Origin of the sequence: Dyadobacter sp. (genome assembly GCF_051859145.1) — a bacterium.
In the GTDB taxonomy this organism is placed as follows: Bacteria; Bacteroidota; Bacteroidia; order Cytophagales; family Spirosomataceae; genus Dyadobacter.
On the sequence record NZ_JBHYGF010000134.1, the window covers coordinates 7,861 to 9,748 of the forward strand.

Annotated in this window: 2 pseudogenes; both read left to right on the top strand. The window is 48.2% G+C overall.

The window, feature by feature from the left end:
- A pseudogene (locus tag ACTIE6_RS09465) lies at positions 1-1,067 on the top strand (TonB-dependent receptor); the annotation flags it as partial.
- A 1-nt stretch (position 1,068) separates the two neighbouring features.
- Positions 1,069-1,888: pseudogene (locus tag ACTIE6_RS09470) on the top strand (hypothetical protein); the annotation flags it as partial.

Here is a 1,888-nt window from a genome sequence, read left to right on the forward strand (position 1 = left end):
TGGAAACAACGGACAGGGACGACAACGATTTACTTAATCTCGAGAAAAAGGAAATGGTGACGGTGAGCAGCGTGATGAACAACATCCTCGCGATAAATTACGAAGCCCAGTTTTTCAACGATAAGCTAAAAACCAATCTCCTCGGAAAGTATACTTCCAACAGAACCATCCAAACGCGGCCGGAGCTGGTGGAACAGGACGGCGTGAATGTGGTGAACCGGGTGCAGAATAAGACTATATACCACAACAAAGGCTACGGGGCGACAGTATCTTACAATGTATTTTCGAAAATGTATATCATAGGATCTACGCAAAACGCCTATGTGGCGGCGACTGAAAACCAGCTTTACGGCGATCCTGAAAACAATATCCTTGAAAGTCCGGGCCTGATACCTGAAAAGAACGTGAACTACAACCTGGGTTTCCGTCACGGGCCGGTTCAGCTGGGCAAGCACAAGCTCACCCTTTACGCCAGCGCATTCTGGCGCAACGGATTTGATAAAATCACCCAGCAGGCTGTGGAAGACCAGATCGTGCCCGGCCGGGAAAGTGATGCCGATATCCAGGTGACCAAGTTCGTTAACCTGGGCAGGACGCAGTCGCGGGGATTTGAAGGTGAGGTCATTTATGTGTACGACAACCGCCTGAATGCGCTTTTCAATTTTTCCAAATTCAATACCCTTTTCAAGCAGAAGTTTGACCCGAAAGGCAAGCCGCACGACCTCTACAATTTGCAGCTGCCGAACGAACCATTTTTTACCATGAATGGAAGTGTGCAGTACCGGCTGAACGATAAAATCCAGAAAAGATCGATTCTCAACATCTACTATAATACAGGCTTTGTGGCTCCGTTCAGGACGGTTTGGATGGAATCGGAATGGTTTACAACACCCACGCAGTTCTACCACGACTTAGGTGCAAGCTACCGGTTCCCGAATGGAAAAATGGTGGCCAGCTTTGATCTGAAGAACATTTTCAATGCCGAGATGTATGACAATTTCGGTGTGCAAAAGCCCGGCAGAAGCGTTTCAGTTAAGTTAAATTATACAATCAGTAAATTTTTATAAGATGAAAAAAAATCTGTTAAGTGCTTTGATACTAGGGTTTGCGCTGACGCTTTCGGGCTGTAAAGAGGACGTTACAGATCCGGATGGAGGTGGAGGCGAAACGCCGGCTGCAAGGGAATTTATCTCGCTCACCGCGTCGATACCGGATGAAGCCGGAACAGCCGGTAACGGGGGAACAATGGCTTATGCGATCACCCACGCACAGGCAATCGATCCTAATTTCTCCGTGAACATATATCAGAATGGGTTTGGGTTAAGATCGGCGCGTACTGCCCGCGTGCAGGCTTCCGAGAATGGGACTGAATTGTACAACATTCAGTATACCGGCGAGGACGGCGGTGTTTTCAACAAATACCTTGTAAAAGGCGGGAAAGATTACCAGGATACAGGCAATGAACTGGACTTGTCGGACATTATCGGGACTTCTCCCCGCTGGACAAAAGCGGCTGAGAACATCGGTATCGGCGTGCATTTGACAGGCAGTACAACCGTAACGGAAGGTGCCGCTCCAAATCATATTTTTAAATACACGAGAGGCAAAGTAAGAATCGCGGTGATCGATCTGGCAACAGCAAGGGTACCTAACTCCACGGAATTCGATTTTCCGCTCCCGGCAGAACTGGAAGCGCAGGGTTACTCGGTAGGCCGCATTGATGTACCGGTTTTAAATGAGGATAAGTCCAAGATTTTCATTGGGTGTAATGTGAGCAAAATTGACCCGACCAAATTGTCTTACAATGCAAGCGGCGCGCCGGTTTGGGCGAATGATGCCGAAAACAGAACAGTGGGAACAACAACGCTGGTAGTGGATTACCCTTCAT